The sequence below is a fragment of the Roseibium sp. AWQ4_254 genome (assembly GCF_056161025.1).
Genome location: NZ_JBSWYH010000005.1, coordinates 164,811 through 189,681 on the forward strand (window position 1 = coordinate 164,811; position 24,871 = coordinate 189,681).

Sequence of the window (24,871 nt, forward strand, 5' to 3'; positions counted from 1 at the left end):
GGCTGAACGGGTCAGCGCTGGCCGAGGCCAAGGCCGAGGCCGTCCCGCATCACGCCTTTGGACTGGGCAGTGAAGTCCGATCCGGCGCCTTCATGCAGCACAAAGCCGGGCAGGAGCTGCAAGGGCGCCTTGCTGGCGCGGATGGCGCGGACCAGAACCCGTGTCGCAGGGGTCTCGGGGCGAGGGCGCAGCGGAATGACGTCAATGGCGCCGAACCGGCCCGTAAGAGCGCTGAGCAGGTCCTGCAGGCCATCCGCCCGGAAAATCACGGTCAGGCTTCCCCCTTCCTTGACAATATCGGTGGCGGTTCTGGCCCAGGGCTCCAGACCCCGCTCATCAAGCATATGCGCGTCGGCCTTCGCGGATTTGGGGGACGCGCGGAACCGGTCCGCCTCATAGTAGGGCGGGTTCATGATCGCATGATCGGCCAGCGACGGCCTCAGCCCGGCCGCATGGCGCAGGCTGCCCTTGGCGGTGACATCGGCCTTCAAGGAGACGACCCGCCCCGCGAAGGACGTATTGCCCGGATCTTCCAGGCCAGCCTGGGCGAGGGACAAGACGGTTTCGTCAATCTCCACAAGAGTAACGCTGATACCGGGCAGGCGGGCTGCGGCGCAAAAGCCTGCCGTTCCGACGCCAGCCCCAAGATCGACCACATGCCCCTTTGTGCCGTCGGGCAGGGCCGCGGCAAGATAAACCGCATCCAGACCGGCCCTGTGGCGGCCTTTTTTGGGCTGGTAGACATGTACCTTGCCGCCAAGAAAGGCGTCGCGTGTGACCTCGCCGGAGGATATATCCAGTGGGCCGCTCATATCAGGACAGGTCTTTCAAAGGGCGTAATTCATGGGCTAGACCGGCTTCCGTCACCAGGGAGCGGGCTTTGTGAAGCTGGTCCGCATCAACCAGAATGCGCCGGGGGATCATGGCAAGGGACCCTTCCAGAATGCTCATATTGCCATCTGCGACAAAATGCTTGATCCCGGCGTCTTCCAGAATCGACTCCAGGAAGGAAATGAGGACGGGATCGTTAGTTCTGACGAGTTCTTCCATATCTTTTCCGGGCTTAGCAGCAAAGGTCCTAAGGACGTTCCAGGGGCGGTTGCAGTTCAGGTGTACAGCAAATCACGCTGTTTGGCGCAATTCACCTGTTTGTCAATGGATTGGCGTCTTGCCCCGGGCGCCTTCGCGCCATATTGTCCGCTCAAATATCCAGGGAGTGCCATAAGTGGCCGTTGTCGCAACATTTTCTGACACTCAATCGCGCCGTCCGAGCATCCAGCCGCTTGTTGACCTCGTGTCGCCGGGCATGGAGGAGGTGAATGAGCTGATCCTTTCCAAGGCCGGATCCAATGTTGATCTGATTCCGGAGATCGCCAAGCACCTGATCTCTTCCGGCGGAAAACGGCTGCGCCCGATGCTCACGCTCGCCCTTGCAGATATCTTCGGCTATGAGGGCAACGGCCATGTCACACTGGCGGCCAGTGTTGAATTCATGCATACGGCCACCTTGCTGCATGATGATGTTGTGGACGAAAGCGACATGCGCCGGGGCAAACTGGCGGCCCGGAAGCTCTGGGGCAATCAGGCCAGCGTTCTGGTGGGCGACTACCTGCTCGGCCAGGCCTTTAAGATGATGGTGGATGTGGGCTCGCTCGAAGCGCTGGGCATCTTGTCCTCTGCCTCTGCCGTGATTGCGGAAGGGGAAGTGCTGCAATTGGGCGCGGCGAAGAACATCGCCACCACGGAGGCCGAGTATCTGCGGGTGATCGAAGCCAAAACGGCAGCGTTGTTCGCCGCCGCCGCCGAAGTCGGCCCGGTCATTGCCGGACAGTCCGATGCCCTGAAGGCGGCCGCCCGCACCTATGGCATGGAACTGGGTTATGCTTTCCAGCTGGTGGATGACGCGCTGGATTATGGCGGGTCGTCAGCCGATCTCGGCAAGGATGTGGGGGATGATTTCCGGGAAGGCAAAATCACCTTGCCGGTGGTGCTGGCTGTTGCGCGCGGAACGGATCAGGACCGGACATTCTGGAAACGCTGCCTGGAAGGCGAGAGCGTGGAAGACGGTGACCTGGAACAGGCGATTGAGCTGCTGAAGACCTATGATGCGCTGGCCGACACCGTTCAACGGGCGCGCGATTATGGCGACAACGCCCTGAAGGCTTTGGAAAGCCTGCCGAAGGGCGTCCATAGCGACGCGCTTGCCGATGCGGTCGCCTTCTGCATCTCCCGGGTGAGCTAATACATAGCGTAATTCCGGCGGCCACTCTCCTTTTATGCCTCTTGGGGCGTGTGTTACGACCCCGCATCATAGGCTCAGGAGAGTGGCCGCCGGAATTACGCTATGTATAAAGGCCCGGGGGCCAGGGCCGAACCGGCTGGCCCGGGGGTTAGAAACTGTCTCTCGGGATGTCGGACTTTTTGTTGCAACCTGTTGCTGGGACGAAGGCGTTGCGCTGGTGATTTGTGGCGTTGCGTCGAAATCTGTCAGGGATGTCTTCGGGCCCACCTCAGGCCAGCGGCCCCGAGGCGATCCACCAGTGCCGGTGGGAAATCTGCAATACCAATCACAATTGATAAAAACCCATCTGGACACTCACAAAAACCTCAGAGCACGTTTTTCAGTACGTGAAATCTGTTGATCAAGTTGGCTTCATGCCGCGAACCAACATGAAACAAACGCCCGTGGACAAGCATAGCCGATTTCAAAAATGGTGTTTTGCGAGTGTCCAGCTGCAGTCCCCAGGCATCGGGGTCCAATTGAAAGCGGAAATCGCCACATAGGCTGTGTCCTTCTAAGAAAAAAGACATTCAAACCTGGATGGATGCAGCCAGAGAAACGCTGACGTTGCTCCAAAACTCAACGCCGCAAAAATGCCTCGGGCTCCTCCTTGCGAGGCTTTCGCAAAGACATCGGTGTTGCACTTGAAATGTGAAACCTCCTTCTGATCAATTGCGTTTTGTATTTGTCACCCGAAAAAGGGACCGCAGGTACTTGCGACAGGGAACTTCAACTATGTGGTAAAGCAATGCCGAGCTAACGTAAATGACTACGATTGACAGCACGTTTACAAGCGAAGCTGGCAAGACAGACCTTGCGGACATAAGAACGAGAATATGAACCATGTAGGTCGCGTAGGAGATCTCGCCCAAGTAAACAAGAGCCGGATGTCTCAAGAAATTTGGCTGTTCGTCACGGCTCAACAGCGCAACAAAGAAAATAAGTGCGGCCAACATTAGGACGATAAGGCTCTCGTTTATTTGAAAATAGACGCCAAAAACTATCGCTAACAGAGTTAGTAAAGAACCCGGTCTTGCAATACGGGCGGGAACTTTATTTTCATTGAAAATTTGGAACAATGAAATTCCAATTAAGAACTCACCTGATATTCTAAGAATACCAAAGTCATACATCATTTTTGTTAGTGCTTTTCCTTGTGAGGCAGCTAACAGATGTGTCGCTAGAAAGATCAGAAGTGCGACGACAAGAGACAGCTTCGCACTCATCCGAAGCATGAGGAACAAAGCAAGCGGAAAGAGAAGATAGGCGAAAAACTCGGCACTAATTGACCAGGATGGGAAGTTCCACTTATGCCCATCAAGGAAACCCCAAGCATGCAGACCCAGGACATGAAATGGCAAGGCTTGATAGTCAGCACCTTCAAAATTTGACCGACCCAGGGTTGCTGCCGCCTGGTAAGCGATCAAAAAGAGAAGGATCATGAACAGATGTAGGGGATAGACGCGAGCAATCCGATTCTTGAGGAAATCGAGATAGTGAAATTCACCCTTCGACCATGCCTCGTGGTACACATATGGTAAAATGAAGCCGCTCAATATAAAGAATAAATCGACGCCCAAGTGCCCGTCGGAAATCATCCTGTGCAATATACCGTCAGACCCTTCCTTAAAATACATATGAAATATCACGACTACAAACGCCGCAAATGCTCTTAACGAAGTAAGTTCTTTTATGTGCTTCAATATTTACCCCTTAATATTCTTAAGGTAATTATTTGTCATTCTAAGTCTTCTGGATAAAATAAAAATATCTCGACTTTTTTTATTTATTAGCTGCGGCTGGCCGACTATACAAGATGATAACGTAAATAATTTTCGCACGCTGCTAGGAAATGCCAATCTGTTGATCTGTTTCTACTGAAATAAAGTTTCCGTGGTAGTAGCTCGAAATCTGTCAGGGATGTCTTCGGGCCCACCTCAGGCCAGCGGCCCCGAGGCGATCCACCAGTGCCGGTGGGAGACCCGTAAAGCGCGTTCGATACTGACCGCATCTTGCGGGGCGCACAGGCCGAACACGGTGGCGCCAGACCCGGACATACGGGCTAAGACCACACGCTCATCCGCCTTGAGGGCACTGAGCACTTCGGCAATGTCCGGGCAGATGCCGGCGGCCGGGGCTTCAAGATCGTTCCGGCAGGTGCTCAGCCAGGCCACAAGAGCGGACAGGCTTTCAAACCGGGCCGGAAGACCGGGAAGGCCCGGATTGTCCCGCTTGGCCAGCGCTTTGAAGACGGCAGGTGTTGAGACCCCCACCTTTGGGTTTACCAGAACGATGCCGCAGGCAGGCAGGCTCGGGCCGGGCGAGATGTCCCCGCCAATGCCGCGCATGATCTGAGGCTTTGGATCCAGGCAGACGGGAACGTCGGACCCCAGAGAAAGGGCAACAGCGTGCAGGGTCTCTTCGGGCAGATACTGGTCTGTAGCGTCTTCCAGCAGCCGCAAGGTGGTGGCTGCGTCGCTGGAGCCGCCGCCAATGCCGGAGGCGACGGGCAGGCGTTTGGTCAAGGTCAGCTTGACCCGGGGCACTGGGCACCCGGCGGCTATGGCAAAAGCCCGGACTGCTTTCAGGATCAGGTTGCTGTCCGCCGGTCCGTCCAGATCCCGCGCAAAGGGCCCTTCCAGGGCAAGTTCCAGGTCTCCGGACGGTTCCAGGGCGAGCCGGTCACCGATCTGGGGAAAGGCCACCAGGGAGTCCAGTTCGTGATAGCCGTCGGCCCGCCGTCCGGTGATGTGCAGTGCCAGATTGACCTTCGCCCGGGCGAGTTCTGCCCGGGGCGCCACAGGATCGGAAGAAGTCATGGAGGGGCCGCTTATCCGCCGTTCTGATCGCTGTCGGCCTTGGCCGCATCAGTTCCCGGCACGTCCTTCAGGCCGTTGGCAATCTTGTCGAGGATCTTGGGAAGTTCCTTTTCCTCCGGCCCCAGATCACGGGCATGGTTCCACTGGAACCGGGCTTCGTTGCGGCGCCCGACCATCCAGTAGGCATCGCCCAGATGGTCGTTGATGACCGGGTCGGCCGGGCGTAACTCGATGGCCCGTTCCAGTTCGGTCACCGCTTCTTCATAGCGGCCGAGGCGGAAATAGACCCAGCCGAGACTGTCGACGATATAGCCGTCGGTCGGACGCAAGTCGACCGCCGTCTTGATCATGTCGAGCGCTTCATCCAGTTTCAGGCCCTGATCCACCAGGGAATAGCCGAGATAATTGAGGACCAGCGGCTGATTCTCGTTCAGCTCCAGCGCTTTGCGGAAGTCGGCTTCCGCCAGATTCCATTCGCCCAGACGCTCCCGGCTTATGCCCCGGAAATAGAGGATCAGCCAATCGCGCGGCTGCAGCTCCGCAATCGTGTCGAGACCCTGTGTGTAGACCTTGTCGGCGTCGCCATAGAGCTCATGCGCGCGCAGAATGTTTCCAAGGGCGATCACGGCTTCCAGATCTGAGGGATCGGCCTTGATCAGCGCTTCCAGATGGCTGCGGGCCTCGTCCAACTGGTCCAGGGAATTGTAGTTCAGGCCAACCTGGATTTCCGCTTCGCGCTTGAGAACACTGTCCTCCGGCACTTTGGAAAAGGCTTCAATCGCCCGGGCTGGCTGGTCCATGCGCTCAAACACGGTGCCAAGGGCAATGGCTGCGAATTCAGCCTTCGGGTCCAGATGCAGGGCCAGCTGCAGATAGGAGGTGGACAGTTCCTCACCACCATCCCGGCCGATCACGGCACCAAGCCCGTAGAGGATTTCCGACATGCCCTGGGACGGGTCGGAGACCATGGGTGCGATCACGTCGCCGCTCTCGATCACTTTCCGGGTCTGGTCAATCTTGGGATGGCCGCGGAACTGCTCGTCATACCGGTCCAGTGCGGCAATGGCGTCCTTCTGGCGCGCATTGGCCGCTAGGATGCGGGCATAGGCGTCCACCACCCGGATGGCGCCCTGATCGAGTGCATAAGCCCCTTCGATAGTCGTGAGCGCATCCTGTGGGCGGCCGGCGTCGAACTGGATATGGGCCTTGTGGGTTGCCTTGAAGACCTCGAACCAGTCCGGCCCCTTCAGTTCGTCAATGACTTTCAGGGCTTCATCGACCTTGCCGCTGCCATAAAGCGCCCAGGCGCGGGAAATGCCGATAGAGAGTTGGGCCAGCGGGCCATTTCGGCCCTTGGAAAGTTCCTGTTCTGCGTCCTTGTAATTGCCTTCAAGCATCAGCTGGCCGCCAATGGCGAGCTGTGCCAGGAAGTTTTCCCGGCCCGCCTTTTCCAGTTCGCCCGCAAAGTGGACGGCCTCGTCCACATCGCCATTGGCCAGTTTGGACAGGAATGTCCGTTCCAGCAGCATCGGGTTGGTGGGATCGGCCGCAAGCGTTTCTTCATAGAAGGCGGCGGCGTGCCCGTAATCCTTCTGGAACCCGGCCAGACGACCGGCCAGGTAGCTGCCCGACAGCGTGAAGGGCAGGCTGGATGGGGTGCCGAACTGATCCTTGGTGCTGTGGGTTTCCGCGCTGGCGGCAGCAGGGGCAAGAGCAAGCGCGCTTGCCAGCGCAAGGGCCTTGACCCTGGAGGTCTTGCGGTCCATCCGGGAAACGGCGCCTGGCACTTTCATCATCATTTTTCGCACTTCTGGTTCGATGGGCAAACAGGATCTTTGCTTATTCCCTTTGACAATGGCGTCTTTAAGGCCCCTCGGCAAGGCGCGGGGGGAAACTTTCTGAGGGTTTAAATCCTTTTGATTTTGCCCGCTGTCGGAATTCCTGCGACTTAGGTCGAAACTGGGGAGCTTTGACCCAAAAAGGGCTTGAAGCCCATGGCTTGCCGTAGCAGGAATGTGCGGTGCAAAAATACGGGAGGCAGACCGCCTCTTGCGCGCGGTAAGGAGAGTGAAAATGGCCAAGTGGGTCTACAGTTTCGGCAATGGCGCTGCAGAAGGCGCTGCGGATATGCGCAATCTTCTTGGAGGGAAAGGCGCCAATCTTGCTGAAATGAGCAGCCTAGGCCTGCCGGTTCCGCCCGGGTTCACCATTACCACTGAAGTCTGCACCTGGTATTATGCCCATGACAAGGCCTATCCGGAGACCCTGACCAGCGAAGTCGCGGATGCGCTTGCGAAAGTCGGCGCAGCAACCGGCCGGGCCTTCGGCGACCCGGAGCGCCCGCTGCTGGTGTCCGTGCGCTCCGGTGCGCGCGTCTCCATGCCTGGCATGATGGACACGGTGCTCAATCTCGGTCTCAACGATGAAACCGTTGAGGCCATTGCCCGCGAATCGGGTGACCGCCGCTTTGCCTATGACAGCTACCGCCGCTTTATCCAGATGTATTCCGATGTGGTGCTTGGGCTCGACCATCACGAATTTGAGGAAATTCTGGAAGAATACAAGGAGCGCAACGAGCTGACGCTCGACACCCAGATTGATGCGGAAGCCTGGCTTGGGATCATCGCGAAATTCAAGGGGCTGGTGGAAGAGGCTTTGGAAAAGCCGTTTCCCCAGGACCCGCAGGAACAGCTTTGGGGTGCGATCGGTGCGGTGTTCAGCTCCTGGATGGTGCCCCGCGCCGTGACCTACCGGCGCCTGCATGACATTCCGGGTGACTGGGGCACGGCGGTCAACGTGCAGGCCATGGTCTTTGGCAATATGGGGGACAGCTCGGCGACCGGTGTTGCCTTCACCCGCAATCCGTCCACCGGTGAGAAGGCGCTTTACGGCGAATTTCTGGTCAATGCCCAGGGCGAGGATGTGGTTGCCGGGATCCGTACCCCTCAGGACATTACCGAAAAGGCCCGCAAGGAGGCGGGATCGTCCAGCCCGTCCCTGGAAGCCCTGATGCCGGAGGCCTTCGCGGAGTTTGAAACGTACTGCGCCAAGCTGGAAGCCCACTACAAGGACATGCAGGACCTCGAATTCACCATCGAGAAGGGCAAGCTTTGGATGCTGCAGACCCGGGCGGGCAAACGCACGGCCAAGGCGGCGCTCAAGATTGCCGTTGACATGGTCGCGGAAGGTCTTTTGGGGGAAGAAGAGGCGGTGGGCCGGGTGGAGCCAGGCGCGCTGGACCAGCTGCTCCATCCAACGATTGATCCTAAGGCGGAGCGGGATATTGTGACCACCGGCCTGCCGGCCTCTCCGGGGGCGGCCTCAGGCGCTATCGTGTTTTCGTCTAACGATGCGGAAAAGGCGAAGGCAGACGGGCGCAAGGTGATCCTGGTGCGGGTGGAAACCAGCCCGGAAGACATTCACGGCATGCATGCTGCCGAAGGAATCCTGACCAGCCGCGGCGGAATGACAAGCCATGCGGCGGTAGTTGCGCGCGGCATGGGCAAACCCTGTGTCGCCGGGGCTGGTATGCTGCGCATCGACTATCGTAACGGCGTGATCAATGCGGGCGGCCGTCAGCTGAAGGAAGGCGATATCATCACCATTGACGGAGCAACCGGCCAGGTGCTTTGCGGTGAGGTGACGATGCTGCAGCCGACCCTCTCAGGCGATTTCGGTATCTTGATGGGGTGGGCCGACCGGGTGCGGCGCATGACCGTGCGGACCAACGCAGAAACCCCGCAGGATGCCAAGGTCGCGCGGGAATTCGGCGCCGAGGGCATCGGGCTTTGCCGCACGGAGCACATGTTCTTTGAAGGGGAGCGCATTGTCGCTGTGCGTGAAATGATCCTCTCCGATACGGAAGAGGGCCGCCGGGCGGCGCTGGCCAAGCTTTTGCCGATGCAGCGCCAGGATTTTACCGATCTGTTTGAAATCATGCACGGCCTGCCGGTGACCATCCGTCTGCTGGATCCCCCCTTGCATGAATTCCTGCCGAAATCAGATGAAGAGCTGCGCGAAGTTGCGCGGGCGATGGGCGCCGATCCGGATCTTCTGCGGGATCGGGCGCTGGCGCTTGAAGAATTCAACCCGATGCTGGGCCACCGCGGCTGCCGGTTGCTGGTGTCCTATCCGGAAATTGCCGAAATGCAGTCCCGGGCCATTTTTGAAGCCGCCGTGGCGGCAGCCCGAAAGACCGGGGCGCCGGTTGTGCCGGAGATCATGTTGCCGCTGGTCGGCCTGAAAGGCGAGCTGGACCTTGTGCGCCAGAGCATCGAGGCCATGGCTGCGGCCGTTGCCGGGGAAAGCGGCACGGAGCTGACCTATCAGATCGGTACCATGGTGGAATTGCCCCGAGCAGCCCTGAAGGCGGCCGAGATTGCCCAGTCGGCGGAGTTCTTCTCCTTCGGCACGAATGATCTCACTCAGACAACATTCGGCATTTCCCGCGACGATGCTGCGTCTTTCCTCGGGACCTATCAAAGCCGGGGGATTTTGGAGCAAGACCCGTTTGTCTCGCTGGATCCCGACGGGGTGGGAGAGCTGATCCGCATCGGTGTGGAGCGCGGGCGCTCGACCCGTCCGGACATCAAACTTGGCATTTGCGGGGAACATGGCGGCGACCCGGCTTCGATTTCCTTCTGTGAAAGCGTTGGCCTCGACTATGTGTCCTGCTCGCCCTTCCGGGTGCCGATTGCCCGGCTGGCGGCGGCCCAGTCCGCCTTGAAACACAGGGGCTGAGGCTGGCCGGGTTCCCAACCTTTGACGCGCTGCGGGCAGGGGACAAACGCCTGCTCGCCCGCGCCCTGACGCGCCTGGAAACCCGGTCCGGGGATCTTGAGACAGCCAATTTTCTGGATGAGGCCTGTGCGCAGGCTTCAGGCCATGTTCTGGGGCTCACCGGTCCGCCGGGTGTCGGCAAGTCGAGCCTTACCGACGCGCTGATCTCCGCCTACCGCAAACAGGGCCACAAGGTGGCGGTTCTGGCGGTCGATCCGTCCTCTGCGGTGTCCGGCGGGGCGCTTCTGGGCGACCGGACGCGTTTGAAGACCGATCCGGACGACCGCGATGTGTTTGTCCGTTCCATGGCCGCTCGGGACCGGCTGGGCGGCCTCTCCGACCATACGGTGGCCGCTCTCGCGCTGCTGCGGGCGGTCTGCGATCAGGTGATTGTGGAAACGGTCGGCATCGGCCAGTCGGAAGGGGACGTGAAACAGGTGGCCGACACGGTGCTGCTCTGCATTCAGCCGGGTTCGGGCGACAGTCTGCAATTCATGAAGGCGGGCATCATGGAACTGCCGGACCTGGTTGCTGTGACCAAGGCGGATATGGGTACACTGGCCCGGCGGGCCGCGTCCGATGTGGCCGGGGCGCTGTCCCTCAGCCAGGGAGCGCCTGGGGAATGGCAGGTGCCGGTTGTTGAAGTATCTGCACAGGCCCGAACCGGCATTGACACCCTGGTGGAAAAGGTTGCCGGGCACCGCGCGGTCCTGCGCGCTGGAGATGTGGCGGCGCGGCGCCAGGGGCAGCAGGCCAGCTGGTTCAAGGATATGGTCCGTAGCCGGTTCGGCCAGGCGGGGCTGGAGCTTGCAGGGGCGGACCGGACGCAGGAGATGCGGCAACAGGTTCAGACCCGGCCCTTTACCAGTTTTTTCGAATTTGAGGTGCGGCTGAACCGGCGGCTGTCTGATTTTTCCGCCTAAGGATCTGATCCGCGTCTGACGGGGAGACCTGCGGGGCGCGCCCACGCCCCGCACCGATCAGCCTTCCGCGCGCACGGCCCGGTATTCGATGTCTTCCACCAGATCCTCCGTCGCCGGATTGTGGAAGTCGTCGAGGAACTGTGTCAAAGCCTTGCTGGCCAGGGGCTTGGAGATGAAATAGCCCTGCATCCGGTGGCAGTCATGGGTCTGCAGGAAGCGGATCTGGTCGAGGGTCTCGATCCCTTCTGCAACAATCGTCATTCCGAGCGCCTTGCCCAGCTGAATGATCGATACAAGAATGGCTTCTGCCTCCGCATTGCCGTTCATGTCGGAGACAAAGTCCCGGTCGATCTTGAGCGTGTCAAAGGGGAACCGGCGCAGATAGCTGAGACTTGAATAGCCGGAGCCGAAATCGTCCAGCGCCACCTTGACGCCGAGGCCTTTCAGGCGCCGGAGAGCGTTCAGGATGGTGTCGTTGCGCCCGGCGAAGACACTCTCGGTGACTTCTATTTCCAGCCGTTCCGGCGGCAGGCTGTTGGCGGCCAGAATGGCCATGACCTTCTCGACAAAGCGCGGATGTTTGAACTGGTTCGGCGATACGTTGACCGACACCACGATGCCTGGCCAGTCATGGGCCCGCGCGCAGGCCTTGTTCAGAACCCAGATGCCCAGATCATTGATCAGGCCGGTTTCCTCGGCAACCGGAATGAACATAGACGGGGGAATGACCGTGCCGTCTTTCTTGGTCCAGCGGGCCAGGGCTTCCACGGTCACGATTTTCTTGGCGTCCGTATCCGACTGGGGCTGATAGGCAAGGTCCAGTTCGTCATTCATCAGGGCCAGCCTCAGCTCCCGGGACATTTCGTCCTTGGACTGGACATGCTGTTCCATGGTGGGTTCGAAGAAGGAACGCCGGTTGCGGCCATTGGCCTTGGCGTCATAAAGGGCAATATCCGCCTTGCGCAGCAATTCGTCCGGGTTCTCGCCATCATCGGGCGAAACGGCAGCGCCCATGGACAGGCTGACGAAGATTTCTCTGCGGCCGATTGTGACAGGCCGGGCGATTTCGTCCTGCAGCTGGTCCAGAATATAATCCAGCCACTCGTCATTGGCACAGTTGCGGATCACCATGGCAAATTCGTCGCCGCTGATGCGTGCCACGATGCTGCTTACAGGGACAACCTTGCGCAGGCGCTCGGCCACGGCAACAATAACCTTGTCACCGGCCGAATGGCCCAGCGTATCGTTGATGTCCTTGAAGTGGTCCAGATCGATATAGATGACGGCGGTCCGGGAGCCCTTTTGAAGGCTTTCCTCCAGTACCGTGTTCAGCATGGTCTGGAAGCTGGCCCGGTTGGGCAGGCCCGACAGGGCATCATGCTGGGCTGCATGCACCGCTTTGGCCTCACTGCGGGCCAGCCGCTTGGTCATCTGCCGGGTGAAGATCGTGACCGCGATCACAACGGCTGCAATCAAAAGGGCCGCGACTGCCAGGAACGGGTTGATCCGTTCCAGCATCTGGGTGCCGGGCTGGCTCGCCTTCCAGGCAATCACGCCCACATCCTTGCCGCGCGGGGATATCAGCTGGTAAGCGCCAACCCCGTGCCGCTCGATTTGCGCATTTGCCAGAACGAAGCCTTCAAGACGGGACATGTCGGAGATATTGGCCAGTTTCTGGCCGCGTAGCGGGATCAGGCTGACGAGAACAGCCGGCGGGCGGCGGTGGGCGAAAATGGTCTGGATCTGGGGCACCACAGCCGCAGCGCTGAAGAGATAAGGCTCGCCGAACAACCGAACAATACCGGTTTCGGCAATGGACAGATGGGTGTCCCCCCCCTTGGGCATGAACACGAAAAGACCGGAAGGCATTTTCTTGAAGGAGGTGATGAACCGCGCCCGGACCTTGGCAACGGCTGGGTCCAATTCGTCCAGAACGAGATCGGAAACCCATCTGACATCATTGTCATCGGAAAAGACCGAAAGGATACTTTCGTCCGGTCCGACCAGAAGCGATCTGGTAAAGCCGTGATTCCGGGACAGCCAGTTGGTCATGTTGTCGTAGATCCAGCCCAGATCGGGGTCTGGCGTGTTGACCGCATTATAGGCCTCGTCCCAGATCACGACGCCGGTCTGCTGCTTGGCGATGTAGTTTTCAGTCAGCTGCAACGCCCCGGCGACGAGCTTGTACTGAGCATCTTCCGCCGTTTCGTCGGACAGGCGCGCAGACCAGTTCATCAAAGCGAAAATGCTGAGGACAGATGTCATCACGACTATCAGCATCGGAAAAATAATCGCGCTGGCGATGTGTCCGCCGTAATTTTGAATCGGTCGTTTCATGCAAAGGCCCATGTGATCTGAGCCGAGTATTGATGAGGTAAGTTAAGGAATGCTTCCAAGATCCTAGTAAAATATTGGTGAAATTTGATTCATCACAAATTTCCTCTGCAGGAGGTCGGGGTCTCCGCAAAGTGGTTGTATCTGTCTGTATCTTTTGACTGGTATGCGGCTCAGATCAGCTGAAGACTGCGCAGGCTGACATGGGCGCGCAGCCCGATGATCACGTGATCATGGATCTCGATGCCAAGCGGTGTGGCGATCTCGATAATGGTCTTGGTCATCTGGATGTCCGCCCTGGAGGGTGTCGGATCGCCAGAGGGGTGATTGTGCACCAGGATCAGCGCAGTTGCGGAAAGCTCTAGCGCCCGGCGGATGACTTCGCGGGGATAGACTGGCGTGTGGTCGACGGTTCCGGTCTGCTGCACCTCGTCGGCGATCAGGCCATTTTTCTTGTCCAGAAACAGGATCCGGAACTGTTCGACACTGGCAAGCTCCATGGAGGCTTGCAAATAGTTGAGAACCTTGATCCAGGAATCAAGCAGCGGGCGCCCAGACAGGTCGGCCCGGTGATAGCGGATGATGGCCGCATGGACGCCTTTAAGCGTGTCGATGCTCACATCCGACAGGCCGGACAGCTCTTTCAGTCGGGCTCTCGGCGCGGCAAGGGCAGCGGAAAAGGAGCCGAAGCGATGCAGCAGGGCCTTGGCAATCGGCTTTGTGTCCCGGCGGGGTAGGGCGGAGAACAGCAGAAATTCCAGCAGCTCATAATCGGCAAGACTGTCTGCACCTGCGCTGCGGAACCGCTCCCGCAGGCGTTGACGGTGGCCCGCATGGCCTGGGGGGCCGGGTGCGGGCTTTGGATCTTCCGCCTCAGGGTCAGCCATCGTTTGCCTAGCCGTCCGGCCGGCCGGGCTTGTGAAGGCCGTTCGGGGAGGTGGTGAAGATCTGGCAACCCTCAGGGGTGATGCCGATGGAATGTTCGAACTGGGCCGACAGGGACCGGTCCCGGGTGACGGCTGTCCAGCCGTCAGAGAGCACTTTCACATGGGGGCGGCCCAGATTGACCATCGGCTCGATCGTGAAGATCATGCCGGGTTTGAGTTCCACGCCTTCGCCCGGCCGCCCATAATGCAGGATATTCGGGGTGTCGTGGAAGAGAAGGCCAACGCCGTGGCCACAGAAATCGCGCACGACCGCACAGCGCTGCGCTTCGACAAAGGTCTGGATGGCGGCCCCTATGTCGCCGGTCGTGTTGCCGGGCTTGGCGGCCTCTATGCCGCGCATCAGGGACTCGTAAGTTACATCGATCAGCCGCTCGGCGGCCCGCTTCAGCTGGCCGACCGGATACATCCGGCTGGAATCCCCGTGCCAGCCGTCCAGAATATAGGTGACATCGATATTGACGATGTCCCCGTCCCGCAGCGCCTTGTCATTGGGGATGCCGTGACAGACAACGTGGTTGATCGACGTGCAGCTGGACTTGGTATAGCCACGGTAATTCAGCGTGGCGGGCAGGGCTCCATGGTCCCGGCCATACTGGTAGACGAAATCGTCGATTTCCTGGGTGGTGGTGCCCGGTTTGACGAGGGCTGCAAGCTCATCCAGACAGGCGGCCGTCAATTGCCCGGCGCGCATCATGCCGTCGAAATCATCCTTGCCGTAAAGCCGGACCTGGCCGGTGTTCTTCAGCGGGGCTTCTGCGGCTTCAATATAGCTGACCATGGCGTTTCACGTCTCAATTCTGGGGCTGCGGGCTCTGCGCAGTATAGGCGCATTGCCGGGCCGGACACAGCCGCTTTGGCACTTGAATATTCCACATACCGCTGGGCGGGTTCAATTTCCAGCGTCCTATGCCCTGAAAATGAAGCGGCCGTGGAAACTTGACGCCGCTTTTGTCAAAACAGTCCCGGGCAGCTTGCGAAAACCGCTCAAGCCGGATAGGGGAGAAGGTCAGGCGGGCGTGGTGGAACTGGTAGACACAAGGGACTTAAAATCCCTCGGCCCTAGGCTGTACGGGTTCGAGTCCCGTCGCCCGCACCATTTATTGCGCGATCTGCCTCCACCCGCCGGCCTGCCTGAGCGCGGGGATGGTTCCATGGTTTTCCCTTCAGCTTCCTCATTCTGCCGGTGCGGTCACTCTTCAGGTTGTTTGTGCGCGCGGCCAGGGTCTTCAAGCGGAAAGAAGGCTTTTGCCGCAACCAGCCAACCTTCCGGGCCTGGATCTGTCATGCCTCTGGCTGTCGGTGCGCTGTCTTTGGTTTACGTCTTTTCATGAAAATGTGAGGTGAAGGGCACCCGTCGGCATACGCAAACGCAACCCTCTGATATCTCGGCCCTGGACTGGACGCATTCGCGTCCAAATTGCTTGAATATGGCAAGAATAAGATGCTTGTGGCGGGGTTCGGGCTCTCAAGGCGAGGTTTCGTCCAAAAATCAAACTAAATTTCAAGAAGATAGCTTTAGTCTTTGAAGACTCTCTGAATTGAATCTCTGGTCAGGTTGTGGCTTGTGTGTCGGGAGGGTCACAAACTACTAAAAAATTACGATAAAATCTAAAATTTTAATAAATATAATTTCAATTTGCCGAAATTCCGCCGTGTTCGGCTGTTTACATTTAATTTCCATTTAAATTCCGAGCTCTGCGTTTACCTTTTCTAAAGTTAATGTTTCTCGGGCTTTCTCGTATGGTGAAAAATATGTAAATATTCGGTAGCCTATTTTATGAAAACTGGTCGTAAGTAAATAGAGTTTGAGATATGAACGAATTTGTCCGGATTGCGCAGGCCTCCACGATCTCTACAACTCAAGGTGAAGGTTCCGCCCCTGCGGCACCTTCTGCTCTAAGACTTGAGGGGGCCGCAGCCGACCAGTCCATCGTGCTGGAGCGGCAGGCTGGGCAGGAGGTCGATTTCCGGCAGATCCTCGACGACGACATTTCCTTTTTCCGGATCGAGGGCGATCTGCAGATGATCTTCTCCGACGGCGGGTCGGTGGTCGTGAAAGGGTTTTTTGACGGGAACGCGGAGGCCCCGGTTGCCATTGTTGGCCCGGAACAGACCCTCTCCCTTGAAGGTTTTGAAGACGTTGCCAACTTGCAGACTGCGGACGACCTGCAAACGGCCGCCGGCCCCACCAGCAATCTGGGTGCGGCCCTTGGCGGCGCGCAGAGCTCTGGCCAGAACTTCCAGGCGGCCGATATCGGAGGGCTCGGTGACGGGCTTGGCATTACGGATCTCCTGCAAGGAGAGCCGCCGCTCGACAATTCCTTCCTCATTGAGGATGTTTTTAGCGGTGACCTGGATGGCGAAGTGGACACGGTACCGGTCATCGGGACGCCGGTGGACAGCACGCTGGACGAGGCCAATACCCCCGGCGGAACGGATCCGGATGCCCCGGTCACGGTTACAGCCAGCCTTGCGGTTGATTTCGGTGCAAATCCCGGAACCTCTCCCCGACTTGAGTTTGCAAGCCTGCCGACCGGTCTGACCTCCGACGGGGTTCCGCTTGTGCTGACGGTCACGACCAATCCCGATGGCGGGCAGACGCTGGTGGCTGCCAAAGATGATGGCAGTGGCGAAACCGTCTTCACAGTCACGCTGGAGATCACGGGGTCAGGCAGCGGCGCCAGCGCCCAGTATACGGTCGAATTGCTGGGCAATCTGGACCATGACGGCGAGGGCGCGGGCGACAGCCTGCCGCTGACCTTTGGCTTCACTGCGTTCGACAGCGATGGGGATTCCGCATCGTCTGCCTTCACTATCAATATAACAGATGACGCACCGCTGACCGGAGAGGCCGAAAACAGCCTCCTTGAGGAAAGCGACCTTGCAACGGGAACAGCTCCGGACGGAACCAGTCTGACAAAGAGCGGGTCCCTCGGGTTGACCTGGGGCGCAGACGACGGCGATGCCGCCGTGGATGTCGATGGTCAGGATGCGCCGGGTGGAACGGGCAACCGCTCTGTGGTTTTTGCGGCAGTCGCGGATCAGCCAACCCAGCCGACAACGTCTTTTGGGGAGGCACTGGAGTATGTGCTGTCGCAGGATGGCACGGTTTTGACGGCCTATGCAGGAGCGGGCCGAGGCGATGGGGACAAGGTCTTTGTTGTGACGCTGTCCGATGACGGCGATGGCGCTTACACCTTTGAACTGCTCGGGGCGATTGATCATGCAGCGCCCGGCTCTGAGGACCAGTCCACGGTCTGGGATCTGGATTTCACCGTTCTTGCCTCTGACGGAGATGGCGATGCAGTGGAGAGCGGTTTCCGCGTGTCCATCGGCGATGATGCGCCGCAGACCGGTTGCGCTGAAAATGGAACGGTTCAAGAGACTGCGCTGGCAGATGACGCGTCAGCAGACGCTGGCAGCCGGATCGCCTCTGGCGCCCTGAATGTTGTCTGGGGCGCGGATCAGGGCGATGCGGCCGCCGATGGGGCGGTCCAGGATACCCCCGGCGGTACGGGAAACCGGTCCATCACGTTTGCTGCACCGGCGGATCAGCCGGTTGCCGGGCTCACCTCCGGCGGTGTTGCGCTGGAATATGTTCTGTCGTCGGGAGACACGGTTCTGACCGCCTATCGCGGCGCAGGCCGCAGCGAGGCGGACAAGGTCTTTGAGGTCACGCTGTCCGATGACGGCACCGGTTCCTATACGTTCGAGCTTCTGGCAGGGCTGGACCACGATTCGCCCGGATCCTGTGGTGCCTCGGATGATCTGCCTTTGACCTTCAACTTTGTTGCAAGCGACAGTGACGGGGATGAGACCAGTGCCAGTTTTCAGGTGACTGTCGAAGATGGCGGACCGCTGGTCGGGGACAGTGACCGGGGGATCGTGGAAGAGGAGGACCTTCCCGGCGGTCTGGACGATCCCTATCCGGTTGCTCTGGATGGGGCGTCCAACCAGGCCGGAACGCCGTTGACGGACCGTGTCAGCGGAGCGCTCGGCATTGACTGGAGGGCGGATGCCTTTGATACCGGGGCCGACACGGTGGTGGACGATCTGCCGGTTCAGGACGCGGCTTCCAGCGCGGGGCAGCGGGCTGTCGTGTTTTCCGGTCAGCCGGACGGTCTTGTGGTGGACCCTGATTCTCTGTTGTCGATCAAGGATGGCAATGGGGATTCGTTTGACCTGTCGTCGCTGACCTCGCGCGGGGAGGCTTTGAGCTACGTCCTGTCCAATGACGGCACGATGCTGACCGCTTATGCGCAATATGGCTCTGGCAACGAGCGGAGTGTTTTCCGCGTTGCCCTTTCAGATGAAGACACCGGAGCGTTCCGGTTCATTCTGGATGACACGCTGGACCATCCCATCAAGGATACGACGCCTTTTGACGAGGATGCGCTGTCTTTATCATTCAATTTCACGGCACGCGACAGTGACGGTGACACGGCAACCGGTGCGTTTGAGGTTCTCGTTCTGGATGACGGCCCCCTGTTCCGCACCAGCGATGTCCATGCCCTGGACAGCCTGGAACCGGTTGTCACCACGGAAACGGCCGATCTTCGCATTCCTGCCGTAGGTACGTCGGGAACGATTTCCTCTACGATCAACATTGCCGCCCCGGGCACGATCTTTGATCTCAATGTTTCCATCGCCCTGCAGCACAGTTTTATCGGTGATCTGGAAGTGTTTCTGATCGCGCCGGATGGCACTCAGATCGCCCTGATGCTGTCTGACTTTTCCCGCACGGGAGCCGTCGATGGGACCGTGTCGTTTGACGATGATGCTTCGACCAGCATCGCCGACGCGGGAAGCAGTATTGTCGGCACGTGGAAACCGGCCGGGAACCTGAACCTCGATTTTCTTGAGGGACGCGATCAAACAGGTGCCTGGACCCTCGAAATTACGGATTCCTTTGGCGGAGACTCCGGCCAGCTTGAGTCCTGGACCCTGGAAATTCAGAGCGGCGTGTCCGCTGTGGTCGACGAAGATGATCTGTCCGCTGGCCTGGGCGATAGCGCTCCGGGCGACAATGCCACCATTACCAATGAGACGCTGGACGGGGACGAGGATCCGACAACCGTTTATGGCGATCTTGGCGTCCTGTGGGGCGCCGATGATGAAAATTCGGTCGAAAATGGCGGCAGAACCGCAGGCACCGGCGACCGGGCGGTCACCTTTGTCGAAGGGGCCGGAGGAACCATTGACAGTTTGCTGGCGCTGGGCCTGACCTCGAATGGCGAAGCGCTCAGCTACAGCCTGAACAGCGCCGGGGATGTCTTGACGGCGACAGCCTGCGGACGGGTTATCTTCACGGTCGAACTGTTCGATACGGACAGCGGTTCTTTCAAATTCGACCTTCAGGAGGTTCTGGACCACGCGGAAGGGGACGCGGAAAACGACCTGATCCTTACCTTCCTATTTTCCGCAACGGACAGTGACGGGGACACAGGCATGTCCTCCTTCTCCGTTGCGGTTGACGACGATATGCCGGCTCTTGGTGAAGGCGTGGAGCGTGTCGTGCTGGATGAGGACGACATTTTCGGTCTGTTCTCGCAAGGAACAGCGCCGTGGGACGGTGACAGCGACGGGTCGACGACCGGTGCATCTGACCTCTTCGGCCCGGCCTTTGCCTCCGGCTCCCTTGGTACAGTGGCGGGGACCGGTGCGGATGGGGCGGGGCCTGACGCGGGTTTTGCGTTCACGGCGGCAGCGGCCGCCGACATGGAGGCACTGGGGCTGCAGTCCCAGGGCGCGGCGCTCTCCTTCACCGTGGTGGCGCTGTCCGGCCGGTCCTTCCTGGTCGGTTATGTGGACGATGGCAATGGCGCATTTGATCTGCCGGACCGTCCGGTCATCAGTCTTGAGCTGGATGCGGACGGAAATTATGCGGTGCGCCTCCATGACCAGCTCGATCATCTGGCGGGAGACGGGGAAAATTCGGCTCTCTTAGCCGGAACCGGGTCGCTGAGCGAGATCGATCTCGGCTCTGTGATTGAGGTTACGGATGGAGATGGTGACAGTGCCAGCCTGACCGGCCGGTTCCAGGTGACCATCACGGACGACGTTCCGGTTGTTGAGCTGTGTGTGAAAGACCATGTCCGCATTGATGAGACCTATGGGCTTCACAGCGACAACGTGTTTGACCCGTCAACCGGCACCTATGATCCGGAGGTCGTGGAGCTGTTTGCCGGTGTGACTGCCCCGGGGTCGGACCCCGATCTTCCCGGGCCTGTCTATGCGCAGTCTGCCATGATCGGCGTCAATGGTCTTGGCGGCACCGATGATCCGGCGTCCTCGGACCTGTCTCTTCGGATCGACGACACGTCCTCCGGGCTCTTCACGACCGAAGGACAGGCAATCACGCTGTCGCTTGAGGGTGATCTTGTTGTGGGCCGCGTCGCGGGGACCGGTGAAGCAGCCTTTGCGCTTCATCTCGATGACAACGGGGATATGAGCGTTGTCCAGTATCTGTCCCTGAGCCATCCCGACACGTCCAGTTCCGATGAGCATATCTCGCTGGATGGCAAGCTTTCGGTGGTTCTGACCGTAACGGACGCCGATGGGGACACGGTGACCAAGGAGGCTCCGGTCGGTGCGGATGTGACATTTGATGACGATGGCCCGTCTGCCGTCCGGCGCGGGTCCGGCCTGCAATTCACCGAATCCGGGTCTTCTCCGGCCGTGGCCCATGGCGCGCTGCAATTTGATGGCGGCGCGGATGGGGCCAGCGTGACGGATGTGTCCTTTATCTCCATTGGCTCTTACGTAAGGGCCATCGATCCGGATGCCACGGGGGCGGACCGGCGCGGTCCGCTGACGGTGGACGGCACGCCGGTGACCTGGGCCAGCAGCACCGACGCAAATGGTGTCATCACCTTGACCGGTGTTCTGGAAGGCACAGAGACCAAGGCCTTTGAGATGGTCGTCAACCCGGATGGAACCTATACGTTCGAACAGTTCCGGGGCTTTGACCATGCTGATATAGGCGAAACCGGCCGCCAGGATTCCCTCAGACTGCATCTGCGGTTCACGGTGACTGACGGAGACGGGGACACCGACAGTGCGCGGGCCGTCGTCCGGATCAATGACAGCGGGCCGTCCGTCTCGCCGGTTGACGATCAGTTGGTTGCAGAAGACGGTCTGCTGGCGCTGGACGATATCCCGCTCGGGATCGACTGGGGGGCTGATGACGGCAATGACAATGACGGTCTGCCGGGTGACCGTAGTGTCAGCTTCGCTTCGAATGCTGCGGCAGATGCAGTCAGCGTTGCGGATCCGAACGGAGCGCTTGGTGCGCTCTCTTCCCAGGGCATGCCTGTGAACTACGCCTTTGTTGACGGTGTTCTAGTCGGCTATACGGGGGACTGTGCGCCTTGCGGCTTTGACGATGCAGCCATCGTGTTCACCGTGTCGCTCTCCGATGAAGGGGCAGGCAGCTATGACTTCGAGCTGCGCCGGCCGCTTGATCACACCGCACCGGTTGGGACGGACCATTATCTGGATCTGACCTTTGCCTTCAATGCAGTTGACTCAGACGGGGATGCCAGTGCGGATGGCACCTTTACTGTCCGTGTGGATGCGGCAGGCAGTGCGTCTCCGATGGACTATTCCAACCTGTCTTCAGGCGTTTTTGTCAATCTGAGCAACGAGAACCAGATGGTTCTCGGCCAGACGGTTGCAGCAGAAACGGCCACAGACCGGACTGGCGCCGTGCCGCCAGTGATTGGCAATGACAGCGTGTCCGGTCAGCAGGACGCGACCGGGGGCGCAGGAGACGACATTCTGGTTGGCAGCGATGCCGCCAACACGCTGACCGGCAATGGGGGCGCAGATCTTCTGATTGGTGGTGAAGGCGATGACCGGATCATCGGCGGGGACGGCGATGACACGGCGGAATGGTCCGTGGGCGACGGCCGGGATCAGGTCAGCGGTGCGGCTTCGGGCGGCACGGGCGCCGGCGAAACAGACACATTCCGTGTCAACGGGTCTGCGGACTCGGAAACCTTCTTTGTCGAGACGGTCGCGGACTATCTGGCGCGGGTCGGCGCGGCGGCGGAAACGCTGGCCGCTGGAACCGAGATTGTGGTCTCGCGTTCCGCCTGGGGCGGGCCCTCTTCGGTCATTGCCGAACTGGATACGATCGACAAGATCGATATCAACGGCTTGGGCGGCGCGGATGCCCTTATCGTCTCCGGTGACTTCAGTGCGACCGATCTTGATCTGAATGCCATCACCTTCACTGGTGGGGAGCAGGATGACATTGCCGATACCACGAGCCGTACTAGTGCCCATCAGGTGGTGATCAAGGGCAATGGTGGCAACGACTGGCTGCTGTCTGCCATTGGGTACAACACATTTGAGGGCGGCAGTGGGGTTGATACGGTTGACTATTCAGCAGCCTCGCGTTCGGTTTACGTGCGGCTTGACCAGAACTGGGCAACAGCACTCTCCAACAAATCCCTGGGATGGATTGCGCTCAACCAGGGCATTGCCGACGGATCTGTCACCCATGATGATCTGATCGGTGTTGAGAATGTCATTGGCACGCAGTTCAACGACCTGATTACGGCAAATGCGGCCGATAACACGATCTGGGGCGGTGACGGAAAAGACTTCCTAAGCGGCCTTGGCGGCGATGATGCGATCTACGGCGAAGAGGGGAACGACCGTTTAAGTGGCGGAACAGGCTTCAACCTGCTCGATGGGGGCACGGGACACGACCGCGCTGACTACAGCGGCAGTTCTGAGGGCATCTATGTGCGTATGGATCTGGGCTGGACAACAGCACTCTCCAACAAATCCCTTGGTTGGGGGGCCCTGACTAGCGGAATTGCGCGCGATCTGATCGAGCACGACGACCTTGTCAGCATCGAGGAGATCCAGGGCTCACGCTTCAACGACATCATCACAGGCAACAGTGGCGACAACACATTGCTGGGCGAAGGTGGGAACGATCTTTTGAACGGCGGGGCCGGTGCGGACACTTTGGTCGGCGGGGCCGGTGAAGACGAGCTCTTTGGCGGCTCTGGCAATGACAAACTTGTTGGCGGCGCTGATAAGGATACGCTGACCGGCGGAGCCAATGCGGACACATTCGTGTTTGGAGCTGGTGAAGGCAGCAGCACACTGTCCGGTGCAGATCGGGTGACTGACTTCAAGGATGGGACCGACAAGCTGGTGATCACCGGCGGTCTTACCTTCGCGGATCTGACGGTCACGGATGATGGCGCTGGAAATGCCGTCATCTACGATACGGTCAACAACCAGTATGTGGCGGTTCTGGAAGGGGTCCCGGCGAGCGATATCGATGCGTCAGACTTCGGGTTCACGGCAGATCCGGTTGTGCTGGATCTCGACGGCGACGGTGTGGAGCTTCTGTCTGCTTCTGAGGGAGTCGCATTTGATCACAATGGAGACGGCACCGCGGAGACTGCAGGATGGGTTGGCGCCGATGATGGCCTGCTGGCCGTTGATCTGGACGGCTCCGGCGCGATTGAGGACGGAACGGAACTTTTCTCGGAAGTCTTTAATGGCGGCTCTTACGCGGATTCTCTGGAGGCTTTGGCCAGTTTCGACAGCAATACGGACGGCATTCTCGACGCCCGGGACGACCGGTTCGCCGATATCAAGGTCTGGCAGGATGCTAATTCGGACGGGGTTTCACAGCCCGGTGAGCTGTCCTCCCTCACAGAGCGCGGGATTGCGGCGATCGACCTGGAAACGGGCCCCGTCTACGGAACGCTCAATGGCAACACGGTGACAGCAGAGGGCACGTTCACCCGGACCGATGGCACCACCGGGTCCTATGCAGGAACGAACTTCGCGCTGGCAGACGATGCATCCGCAGATAGTGAAGACGTGATGCGCCAGTCGGCGGCCATGGCCGCCGGAGTTGCGCTGGTGATCTATACGGCGTCGACACAAGAGGTGGCTGCCGGGCTCACTGCAATCACCGTGACGAAGGCACCGGCCCAAGGTGTGATTGATGTTTCGGAAGATCTGACGGTTACCTTTGTCAGCGAAGACGCACCTCAGGCAAGCGAGACTGTCACCTTCGACCTTGTTTTTGCCGATGGCTCAAGTGTCTCAAGAAGCGTCGAGCTTGAAATGCTGTCTCAAGAGACTGCTCAGGACGGCAGTGCCTCAGCAGCACAGGACGCTGCCAGCACGGAGACGGTGCCGGAAGAGGCCGGAGCGCAAAGCGAAACAGCCGATACGTCTCTTTCCGGTGATGGGCAGCTTCGGGTGGTCGTCACAGCCTCTGAGATCACTGGAGATGACGGTGACAACGTGCTTGTAGGCACACAGGGCGATGATGTTCTCATTGGCGGGCTCGGAGCGGATACCCTGACTGGTGGTGATGGGGCGGATACTTTCGTGCTGACATCCCTGGCCGAGGCCGATCTTATCACCGACTACTCCCTTGCGGATGGCGACAAAATCGATCTTGGGGCGCTTCTGGATGGTGCGTTCGGGCCTCAGGATGCCGCAGAAGATTTTGTGCGGGTCCAGAAAGGTCCGGACGGAGCGATCCATCTTCAAGTTGATATGGACGGTGCAGGCGGGGAATTCGACTGGCAAGAGGCTGCGGTCCTGCAGGATCATGCCTCCATGGGGGACACGGTCCGGGTCGTTCTGGATCAGGATGGCCAGGAAGCCCAGGTGCAGGTCACGGCGGTCGCCTGATCACGGGCAGCGCTGGCTGCGCGACCTATGCGAGAGCGAATGAAAACGGGCGGCCCAACTGGCCGCCCGTTTTGCGTGTTTTCAGGTTGCTTTGACGGGCTTTTA

Annotated in this window: 12 protein-coding genes and 1 tRNA gene; 5 read left to right on the top strand and 8 right to left on the bottom strand. The window is 59.5% G+C overall.

What is annotated here, in order from left to right; all coding sequences use genetic code 11:
- Positions 1-11: 11 nt before the first annotated feature.
- Positions 12-812: a tRNA1(Val) (adenine(37)-N6)-methyltransferase gene (locus ACXAIC_RS05640; RefSeq protein WP_475174538.1), complete on the bottom strand. Its 801-nt coding sequence runs from the start codon at positions 810-812 to the stop codon at positions 12-14.
- A 1-nt stretch (position 813) separates the two neighbouring features.
- Complete coding sequence (locus tag ACXAIC_RS05645; protein WP_475174540.1) at positions 814-1,050, bottom strand: putative signal transducing protein; 237 nt, start codon at positions 1,048-1,050, stop codon at positions 814-816.
- A 175-nt stretch (positions 1,051-1,225) separates the two neighbouring features.
- On the opposite strand from ACXAIC_RS05645, the gene ACXAIC_RS05650 reads away from it, so the two are divergent.
- A complete protein-coding gene (locus tag ACXAIC_RS05650) occupies positions 1,226-2,242 on the top strand; it encodes a polyprenyl synthetase family protein (protein WP_475174542.1) in 1,017 nt (338 codons plus the stop codon).
- Between the two features lie 707 nt (positions 2,243-2,949).
- Here the strand turns inward: ACXAIC_RS05650 and ACXAIC_RS05655 are convergent.
- The 3 genes from ACXAIC_RS05655 to ACXAIC_RS05665 form a co-directional block, all read right to left on the bottom strand.
- Positions 2,950-3,984, bottom strand: coding sequence for an acyltransferase family protein (locus tag ACXAIC_RS05655; protein WP_475174545.1), 1,035 nt, complete (start codon positions 3,982-3,984; stop codon positions 2,950-2,952).
- Between the two features lie 234 nt (positions 3,985-4,218).
- Positions 4,219-5,100: a 4-(cytidine 5'-diphospho)-2-C-methyl-D-erythritol kinase gene (locus ACXAIC_RS05660; RefSeq protein ID WP_475174547.1), complete on the bottom strand. Its 882-nt coding sequence runs from the start codon at positions 5,098-5,100 to the stop codon at positions 4,219-4,221.
- Between the two features lie 11 nt (positions 5,101-5,111).
- Positions 5,112-6,899, bottom strand: coding sequence for a tetratricopeptide repeat protein (locus ACXAIC_RS05665; RefSeq protein WP_475174548.1), 1,788 nt, complete (start codon positions 6,897-6,899; stop codon positions 5,112-5,114).
- 274 nt (positions 6,900-7,173) lie between these two features.
- Here ACXAIC_RS05665 and ppdK point away from each other — a divergent pair, with 274 nt between their 5' ends.
- Together ppdK and ACXAIC_RS05675 are read left to right on the top strand one after the other, a co-directional pair.
- On the top strand, positions 7,174-9,840 hold the full coding sequence (ppdK, locus tag ACXAIC_RS05670; protein WP_475174550.1) for a pyruvate, phosphate dikinase: 2,667 nt from the start codon (positions 7,174-7,176) through the stop codon (positions 9,838-9,840).
- A gap of 50 nt (positions 9,841-9,890) precedes the next feature.
- Entirely contained in the window at positions 9,891-10,802 is a 912-nt protein-coding gene (locus tag ACXAIC_RS05675) for an ArgK/MeaB family GTPase (RefSeq protein ID WP_475174610.1), read from the top strand.
- Positions 10,803-10,859: 57 nt separating this feature from the next.
- Here ACXAIC_RS05675 and ACXAIC_RS05680 read toward each other — a convergent pair whose 3' ends face one another.
- The 3 genes from ACXAIC_RS05680 to map form a co-directional block, all read right to left on the bottom strand.
- Complete coding sequence (locus tag ACXAIC_RS05680) at positions 10,860-13,139, bottom strand: bifunctional diguanylate cyclase/phosphodiesterase (RefSeq protein WP_475174551.1); 2,280 nt, start codon at positions 13,137-13,139, stop codon at positions 10,860-10,862.
- Between the two features lie 170 nt (positions 13,140-13,309).
- Positions 13,310-14,023 (bottom strand): RadC family protein, encoded by a 714-nt coding sequence (radC, locus tag ACXAIC_RS05685; protein WP_475174553.1) that lies wholly within the window; start codon positions 14,021-14,023, stop codon positions 13,310-13,312.
- A gap of 7 nt (positions 14,024-14,030) precedes the next feature.
- The gene (gene map / locus ACXAIC_RS05690) at positions 14,031-14,861 is read right to left on the bottom strand and encodes a type I methionyl aminopeptidase (RefSeq protein WP_475174555.1); all 831 of its coding nucleotides are present in this window, start codon (positions 14,859-14,861) and stop codon (positions 14,031-14,033) included.
- Between the two features lie 232 nt (positions 14,862-15,093).
- On the opposite strand from map, the gene ACXAIC_RS05695 reads away from it, so the two are divergent.
- Together ACXAIC_RS05695 and ACXAIC_RS05700 are read left to right on the top strand one after the other, a co-directional pair.
- Positions 15,094-15,179 (top strand) — tRNA-Leu (locus ACXAIC_RS05695).
- Between the two features lie 716 nt (positions 15,180-15,895).
- On the top strand, positions 15,896-24,766 hold the full coding sequence (locus tag ACXAIC_RS05700; RefSeq protein WP_475174557.1) for a T1SS-143 repeat domain-containing protein: 8,871 nt from the start codon (positions 15,896-15,898) through the stop codon (positions 24,764-24,766).
- Positions 24,767-24,871: the final 105 nt, after the last annotated feature.

Bases quoted from the DNA above. Each gene is read 5' to 3' on its own strand.
- ACXAIC_RS05640 (WP_475174538.1), bottom strand. From the start codon at position 812: ATGAGCGGCCCACTGGATATATCCTCCGGCGAGGTCACACGCGACGCC.
- ACXAIC_RS05645 (WP_475174540.1), bottom strand. From the start codon at position 1,050: ATGGAAGAACTCGTCAGAACTAACGATCCCGTCCTCATTTCCTTCCTG.
- ACXAIC_RS05660 (WP_475174547.1), bottom strand. From the start codon at position 5,100: ATGACTTCTTCCGATCCTGTGGCGCCCCGGGCAGAACTCGCCCGGGCG.
- ACXAIC_RS05665 (WP_475174548.1), bottom strand. From the start codon at position 6,899: ATGATGATGAAAGTGCCAGGCGCCGTTTCCCGGATGGACCGCAAGACC.
- ppdK (WP_475174550.1), top strand. From the start codon at position 7,174: ATGGCCAAGTGGGTCTACAGTTTCGGCAATGGCGCTGCAGAAGGCGCT.
- ACXAIC_RS05680 (WP_475174551.1), bottom strand. From the start codon at position 13,139: ATGAAACGACCGATTCAAAATTACGGCGGACACATCGCCAGCGCGATT.
- radC (WP_475174553.1), bottom strand. From the start codon at position 14,023: ATGGCTGACCCTGAGGCGGAAGATCCAAAGCCCGCACCCGGCCCCCCA.
- map (WP_475174555.1), bottom strand. From the start codon at position 14,861: ATGGTCAGCTATATTGAAGCCGCAGAAGCCCCGCTGAAGAACACCGGC.
- ACXAIC_RS05700 (WP_475174557.1), top strand. From the start codon at position 15,896: ATGAACGAATTTGTCCGGATTGCGCAGGCCTCCACGATCTCTACAACT.